Source organism: Gordonia sputi NBRC 100414 (assembly GCF_000248055.1).
Classification (GTDB): domain Bacteria; phylum Actinomycetota; class Actinomycetes; order Mycobacteriales; family Mycobacteriaceae; genus Gordonia; species Gordonia sputi.
Genome location: NZ_BAFC01000130.1, coordinates 1 through 6794, shown reverse-complemented (window position 1 = coordinate 6794; position 6794 = coordinate 1). Strand labels below are relative to the sequence as shown.

Genomic DNA, 6794 nt, shown 5'->3' with positions numbered 1-6794 from the left:
GTCACGTCGGGTGACATCACCGAGGTCTTCGCGTGCGGTACCGCTGCGGTCATCACGCCGGTCGGCCACGTGAAGAGCGAGACCGACGACTACACGATCGGCAACGGCACTACCGGTGAGGTCACGCAGGCGCTTCGCGACACACTCACCGGCATCCAGCGCGGTACGTTCGCCGACACCCACGGGTGGATGACGACGCTGTACCCAGCCTGATCCAGATCCGGTGTGATGCAGACGTCCGATGGGCCCCCGACACTCAGGTCTCGGGGGCCCGCGGTGTATCCGGTGGCAGAAGCGTCTGGGTCGGTAGCGGGGCGGGCTCCGACGTCAGATCAGTAGTCCCACAAGGGCTATGGCTGTCGACAGCTCGATGACTGCGCCGAGGACGTCGCCGTTGATCCCGCCCATGCGGCGTGCGCAGTGCCGGGTGAACAACCATGCGAAGCCGAGCACGATCACGGCTGTGATTGCCGCACGCAACGCCGATCCGACGTCGAATCCGTTGGGTGACAACGACTGCCAACCGCCCGCGAACACCATCGCGACGATCGCCAACACCGACCACACGACGATCGATGCCCGTTGGGTGCCCGCGACGAGTGCGCCGAACCCGGTGGAATGTGCCGGCGGTAGTGACCGTCGACAGGCGATCACGACGGCCACGCGTCCGACGAACACCGCTGCGGCGATGGCCGGCCATCGTGAATCACCTGTCAGCGCAGCGAATCCCGCGGTGTCGACGATCATCACTGCCGCGATCGTCGCGACCCCGAACGGTCCCGCTGAGCCGCTCCGCATCACCTCGCCGACCCGGTCGGGCGGGCCGTAGCATCCGAGGCCGTCCGCGGTGTCGGCCAAGCCGTCGAGATGCATGCCCCGTGTCCCGACGCCGAGGACGACGACGAGCAGAATGCCGATCAGGGTGGTGGGGAGGTCGGTCAGACTCAATGCCCACGCCACGACTGCGACAAGAGCGCCGAGGGCGAGGCCGACAACCGGGACCGCGGCGATCGACGCGCCACCGAATCGTCGATCAAAAGTATTGTTGCGCAATGGGATCGGCACGACGGTCAGCCATGAGAACGCGCCCGCGAGTGCGTCGACCGGCGACATCCTGCCGCCCACGCCCGGGTCAGACCCCCGCGTCGCTGGTGGTCAGGGCCGCCGACGAGTCGGAATCGCTGATTCCCGCCTCGTCGAACGTCGACATGCCACGCAGGATCTCCACGGACGAGGAGACGACGGGCAGCGCCATCAGTGCGCCGCTGCCTTCGCCGAGGCGCATCCGCAGGTCGAGGATGGGCTCGAGGTCGAGGTGTTCGAGCGCGAAGGTGTGCGCGGGTTCGACCGACCGGTGGCCGGCAACCCACCAGCTCACGGCGCCGGGCGCCAGTTCGGCCGCGACGAGTGCCGCCGCCGTGACCACCACACCGTCGAGGATCACCGGTGTGCGACGTACGGCGGCCTGGGCCAGGAATCCTGCCATCGCGGCGATGTCGGCGCCGCCGACGGCCGCGACGAGTGCGAGGGGATCGTGGATGTAGCGTCGGCCGCGTCGCATGCCATCGCGGATGGCTGCGGTCTTTCGCATCCAGCCGGAGTCGTCGATGCCGGTGCCGCGGCCGACGACTTCGACAGGCTCGTGGCGGGTCAGGGTACCGACGAAAATCGCTGCGGGAGTGGTGTTTCCGATGCCCATCTCGCCCGCGATGAGAAGGTCGGCGCCGGAGTCGACCAGGTCGTCGACGATTGCGCGTCCCGCCGCGATGGCCTTGCGAGCCTCCGCGATGGTCAGCGCATCGGTGACCCGGAGGTCGCCGCTGCTGCGTCGTACTTTGTAGCGCGAGACCTCGGGCGCGGTGTCGGCGTCGACCGACATGTCGACGACGTGCACCGTCGCGCCACTCTGGCGGGCGAGGACGTTGACCGCGGCCCCACCTGAGGCGATGTTGGCGACCATCTGTGCGGTCACCTCGGGTGGGTAGGCGGAGACGCCCGCCTGTGCCACACCATGATCGCCCGCGAACACCACCACGTTCGCCTGCTCGATCGAGCGGGGCGGACACACGCCCTGGCATGCGGCGATCCACACGCTGAGGTCTTCGAGCCTGCCGAGCGAACCAGCGGGCTTGGTCAAGGTGAGCTGACGGTCGCGTGCCGCCTGCGCGACGGACTCGTCCGGACGGTCGATGTGGTCGAAAACCTCGGCGTCGGTCGCGACGATGTCGCTGGTCTCCGGAATCTCGCCGGACGCCACCGGTGCGAGCACGGCTGCCGCAGGTGCGACGTCCGGTGTAGCTGCCGGCTTCTGTGTTGCCGCCGCTGGTGCCGCTTCCTGCTGAGCCCTCTGAGCAACGGGGGTCGGGAGTCCGGCCGGGAATTCAGCTGGGAGTTCGACGACGCGGCCGGCCACGACGAGCAGGACGCGATCGCAGACGGCTGCCACGGCCGAGTTCAGTGCGCCCAGTTCGTGCTGGAATGTGCGGCCGGCGGGGGTCGGGGGACCGGGGCTAGCCCGACCTCGGGGCTGATGATGACCAGATCCGCGGTGGCGTCGCTGATCGCCGCACACAGTTGCGCCGTGCGGTCGGAGCGGTCGATCGGAGATTCCCAGCCGTTGGTGGCGTCGATGTCGGCGGCCAGCCAGTTGCCGAGGTCGTCGACCAGTGTGGCGATGTCGGGCGTCGTCGACAGCTCGGCCGTGAGATCGGTGGTCTCGACGGTCGTGTACCGCTCGTCGCGGCGTCGTCGATGTTCCTCGACTCTCGCGACCCACTCCGCATCGGAGGTCAGTGTCGGCCCGGTCGCGATGTAGCGGACCTCGGTGTGTTCGGCGAGCAGTGCCTCGCCGACCCCCGATTTGCCCGACCGCACGCCCCCGAGCACCAGTGTGCGGGTGCCCCTCGTGGTCATTGTCGGTTCAGACCTCGTCGCCCGCAGACACCTGCGGCTTGGGTGCGCGCATCCGGCGGAGCTGCATGGCGCGGGTGAAGGCGTACCAGCCGAGGCGGAAGCCGGTGTCGTCGGTGTCGGGGAAGCGCTCGCGGACACGCTTGTTGACCATCCTGCCCAGGATGACGGCGTCGACGGCCATCAGCACGACGAATGCCAGCAGGACGAAGTTCGCGTAGGCGGCGATCGACGGCAGGAACATCACCACGATCAGCACCACCGCGAACGGCATGAACAGTCCGGCGAAGTTGCGTCGCGAGTCGACGAGGTCGCGGGTGTAGCGCCGCACCGGACCCTTGTCGCGGGGCATCAGGTAGCGCTCGTCGCCTGCCATCATCTTTTCGCGCTGCTCCGCGCGTTGGTTGCGGCGATCGTCGTTGAGTTTGCGACGGTCCTCGCGCGACATCGAGCTCTTGAGCTGCTTCTTGCGGGCACGTGCCTCGGCGCGGGTCGTCGGCGGAGGTGCGACCGGGCCTCGACGTCGGCCTTCTGCCTCGCGACGCGACGGTGTCGGGCGCCCCTTGCCCGCTGTGTATGCGCTGCCCTTGGTCTCGGACTCGGTCTCCGTGTCGTCGACGGCCGTCGTCGGCGCTTTTTTGAGCGACAGGGTGCCCTCGTCGGCGGTGTCGTCGTCCTTGTTCCATGGCAGTCTCACGTCTTCGAGGGTAGGCGATCTAGCGCTGCCGCGGTTCGTCGACCTCCCTATACTTCCCGGGCATGGGCCCGAGGAGACGAGCGTGTGAGACGACCGCGAGCACCTGCGTCGACGCCCGGGTGTCGAGCGAGCAGAGGTGGGGCGAATGCGAGTCCTGATAACGCCGGATTCGTTCGGCGACACGCTCACGGCGGTCGAGGCCGCCAACGCCATCGGCGAAGGGTGGTCGGCGGCCAGGCCGGACGACGAGATCACACTCGCGCCGCAGTCCGACGGCGGACCGGGATTCGTCGACGTCCTCGCAGCACGCTTCGGACGCACGGTGACCGAGCGGGTCGTCGGTCCACTCGGTGCCGCGATCACGGCACAGTGGTTGCTCGACGACAGGGAGCCCGAGCGGCTCGTCGCCTACATCGAGTGCGCGCAGGCGTGCGGCCTGCATCAACTCGGTGGTGGGCCGACGCCACGCACCGCGCAGTCGGCCGACACCTACGGTGTCGGGCTGCTCGTCGACGCTGCATTGCGGGCCGGGGTCCGCGAAGTGGTCGTTGGTCTGGGTGGGAGTGCCACGACCGACGGCGGCCATGGGTTGATCGACGCCCTGGGTGGGTCGGCGCGGGCAGCGGAGCGTTTCGCCGACGTCGCGCTGATCGCTGCGTCCGACGTCGAGAATCCCCTGCTGGGACCGCTGGGAGCCGCGTCTGTGTTCGGCCCTCAGAAGGGTGCGGACGCCGAGACCGTCGGGCGTCTCGAAGAGCGACTCACGCAATGGTCGCGGGTGCTGGCATCGATCGTTGGTCGTGATGTCAGTGGCGAGCCGGGCGCCGGAGCCGCCGGTGGGCTCGGGGCAGCATTGCTCGCACTGGGTGCGCGCCGCGTGTCCGGTGCGACGGTCGTGGGCGAGGCGACCGATCAGGCCGCGGAGATCGCTCGCACGGATCTGGTGCTGACCGGTGAGGGAAAGTTCGATTCCCAGACGCTGCGCGGGAAGGTCGTGTCGGCGCTGAATGCTGCGGCAACGGAGGTGGGTGCACCGACGGTCGTATTCGCGGGCCAGGTGGCTTTGACTCCGGACGAGATCGCCGGGGCCGGGATAGCGGGTGCCCACTCGATCGTCGACCAGGCGGGATCGGTCGAACTCGCCATGAGCGACGCGCGCAATCAACTCACCGCTCTCGCGGCGCGCGCCGCGGCGTCGTGGCTCCCGAGTGGGTGAGAAAGCCTGCGTTCGACGACCCACAGGCATGTGCACACTCCGGGAATATGCACATAGGGGGTACCGTTGACAACAGACGAACAAAAGGCCTGCATCGTCAGCCGACGCGTTCGAGTCGCTGCCACAGCGCGGCGTACATCAGAGCTGTGTGACACATGGCAGCACGACCGGGGCCGAGCACCAACGGCGCCATCACAGTACGAGGAGCATCGATGACCGTTCAGAACGAATCCGGAACCGCGACCACCACCGGCGTCATCCTGACCGACGCTGCAGCCGCCAAGGCCAAGGCGCTGCTCGACCAAGAGGGTCGTGACGACCTGGCGCTGCGTATCGCAGTGCAGCCCGGAGGCTGCGCAGGCCTGCGCTACCAGCTCTTCTTCGACGACCGCTCGCTCGACGGCGACCTCACCGCAGACTTCGGTGGCGTCAAGTTGGCTGTCGACCGGATGAGCTCGCCCTACGTGCAGGGCGCCACGATCGACTTTGTCGACACCATCGAGAAGCAGGGTTTCACCATCGACAACCCCAATGCGACGGGTAGCTGCGCCTGCGGCGACTCGTTCAACTGAGCGTTGTAGTACGCCTGTTATTTCTGACCGCACCTCGGCGACGCCGGGGTGCGGTCAGTCATTTCCGGGCCTTTCGGTAGCGTGTGATGCGGTTCATGGCCGGCTCGCGCGGCGGGCCATCTCGAACGCCGGCTCGCGCCGCGAGCCATCACAAACGCTGAGAGGCTTGGGGAGTACGTGGCAATCGTTGTATGTGGTTCCATCGCGACAGATCATCTGATGAAGTTCCCGGGGAAGTTCTCGGAGCAGATTCTCGCCGATCATCTCGAGCACATTTCGCTCAGCTTCCTCGTCGAGGATCTCGTGGTCCGACGCGGCGGTGTCGCAGGCAACATCACGTATGCGATGGGCGAGCTGGGGCAGTCGCCGGTGCTCGTCGGTTCGGTGGGATCGGACTTTCACGACTATCGCCAGTGGCTCGAGGCGCACGGCGTCGACTGCCGCGGCGTACGCATCTCCGAGACGCACCACACGGCTCGTTTCATGTGCACCACGGACGAGACGATGGCGCAGCTCGCGACGTTCTACGCGGGTGCGATGAGTGAGGCGCGCGAGATCGATCTCGGCGAGGTCGTCGAACGCGTCGGCGCACCGGAGATCGTGCTGATCGGTGCCGACGATCCGGCAGCGATGCTTCGGCACACCAAGGAATGTCGACGCCTCGGCATCCCGTTCGCCGCCGACCCGTCGCAGCAGCTCGCGCGACTCGACGGCGAGCAGGCACGAGAGCTGATCGACGGCGCCGCCTACCTGTTCACCAACGAGTACGAGTGGGGTCTCCTGCGTCAGAAGACCGGGCTGTCGGAGGCGCAGGTCGCCGAGTTGATCGGCGTGCGCGTCACGACCCTCGGTTCCGGCGGTGTCGAGATCGTCGACCGCGACGGCACGCGCACGCACGTGGCCGTTGTCCCGGAGACCGAGAAGGTCGACCCGACCGGCGTCGGCGACGGCTTCCGCGCGGGATTCCTCTCGTCGCTGTCGGTAGGCCTCGGCTTCGAGCGCGCCGCACAGGTCGGCTCGATGGTCGCCGTGCTGGTCCTCGAAACGGTGTCGACGCAGGATTGGTCGTGGGACCGCGACGCCGCGCTCACTCGGATCGAGGGCGCGTACGGCGCCGACGCCGCTAAGGAGATCGCCGCCGCTATCTGAGCGCCGCTTCCGCGCGGCGGGTGGGGTGGTTTCGACTACGGCTGCTCGCTGCGCTCGCGGCCTGCTCAACCAGCGGTGGTTGCGGCCGGCTCAACCAGCGGCAGGCGAGCCACTTCCGCTGATCGGCCTACTTTCCGCTGATCGGGCCACTTCCGCTGATCGAGCTTGTCGAGATCACTTCAGCCAACGGCCGGCTCAACCCGCGGGGCGGAGTGGTTTCGACTGCGGCTGCTCGCTGCGCTCGCGGCCT

Annotated in this window: 5 protein-coding genes and 2 pseudogenes; 4 read left to right on the top strand and 3 right to left on the bottom strand. The window is 68.0% G+C overall.

Going from position 1 to position 6794, the window contains the following annotated elements; genetic code table 11:
* Positions 1-213: pseudogene (locus tag GOSPT_RS21510) on the top strand (branched chain amino acid aminotransferase); the annotation flags it as partial.
* A gap of 114 nt (positions 214-327) precedes the next feature.
* On the opposite strand, the gene GOSPT_RS21505 reads toward GOSPT_RS21510, so the two are convergent.
* The 3 genes and pseudogenes from GOSPT_RS21505 to GOSPT_RS21495 all read right to left on the bottom strand — a co-directional run bounded on the left by GOSPT_RS21505 (position 328) and on the right by GOSPT_RS21495 (position 3607).
* Positions 328-1113 (bottom strand): adenosylcobinamide-GDP ribazoletransferase, encoded by a 786-nt coding sequence (locus tag GOSPT_RS21505; RefSeq protein WP_039856996.1) that lies wholly within the window; start codon positions 1111-1113, stop codon positions 328-330.
* 19 nt (positions 1114-1132) lie between these two features.
* A pseudogene (gene cobT, locus GOSPT_RS21500) lies at positions 1133-2913 on the bottom strand (nicotinate-nucleotide--dimethylbenzimidazole phosphoribosyltransferase).
* 7 nt (positions 2914-2920) lie between these two features.
* On the bottom strand, positions 2921-3607 hold the full coding sequence (locus GOSPT_RS21495; protein ID WP_005209021.1) for a DUF3043 domain-containing protein: 687 nt from the start codon (positions 3605-3607) through the stop codon (positions 2921-2923).
* Between the two features lie 145 nt (positions 3608-3752).
* On the opposite strand from GOSPT_RS21495, the gene GOSPT_RS21490 reads away from it, so the two are divergent.
* The 3 genes from GOSPT_RS21490 (at position 3753) to GOSPT_RS21480 (ending at position 6544) form a co-directional block, all read left to right on the top strand.
* Complete coding sequence (locus GOSPT_RS21490) at positions 3753-4823, top strand: glycerate kinase family protein (protein WP_005209019.1); 1071 nt, start codon at positions 3753-3755, stop codon at positions 4821-4823.
* Between the two features lie 212 nt (positions 4824-5035).
* Positions 5036-5395: a HesB/IscA family protein gene (locus GOSPT_RS21485; protein WP_005209017.1), complete on the top strand. Its 360-nt coding sequence runs from the start codon at positions 5036-5038 to the stop codon at positions 5393-5395.
* Positions 5396-5572: 177 nt separating this feature from the next.
* Positions 5573-6544, top strand: coding sequence for a carbohydrate kinase family protein (locus GOSPT_RS21480; RefSeq protein WP_217996121.1), 972 nt, complete (start codon positions 5573-5575; stop codon positions 6542-6544).
* Positions 6545-6794 lie beyond the last annotated feature (250 nt).

Bases quoted from the DNA above. Each gene is read 5' to 3' on its own strand.
- GOSPT_RS21505 (WP_039856996.1), bottom strand. From the start codon at position 1,113: ATGTCGCCGGTCGACGCACTCGCGGGCGCGTTCTCATGGCTGACCGTC.
- GOSPT_RS21490 (WP_005209019.1), top strand. From the start codon at position 3,753: ATGCGAGTCCTGATAACGCCGGATTCGTTCGGCGACACGCTCACGGCG.
- GOSPT_RS21485 (WP_005209017.1), top strand. From the start codon at position 5,036: ATGACCGTTCAGAACGAATCCGGAACCGCGACCACCACCGGCGTCATC.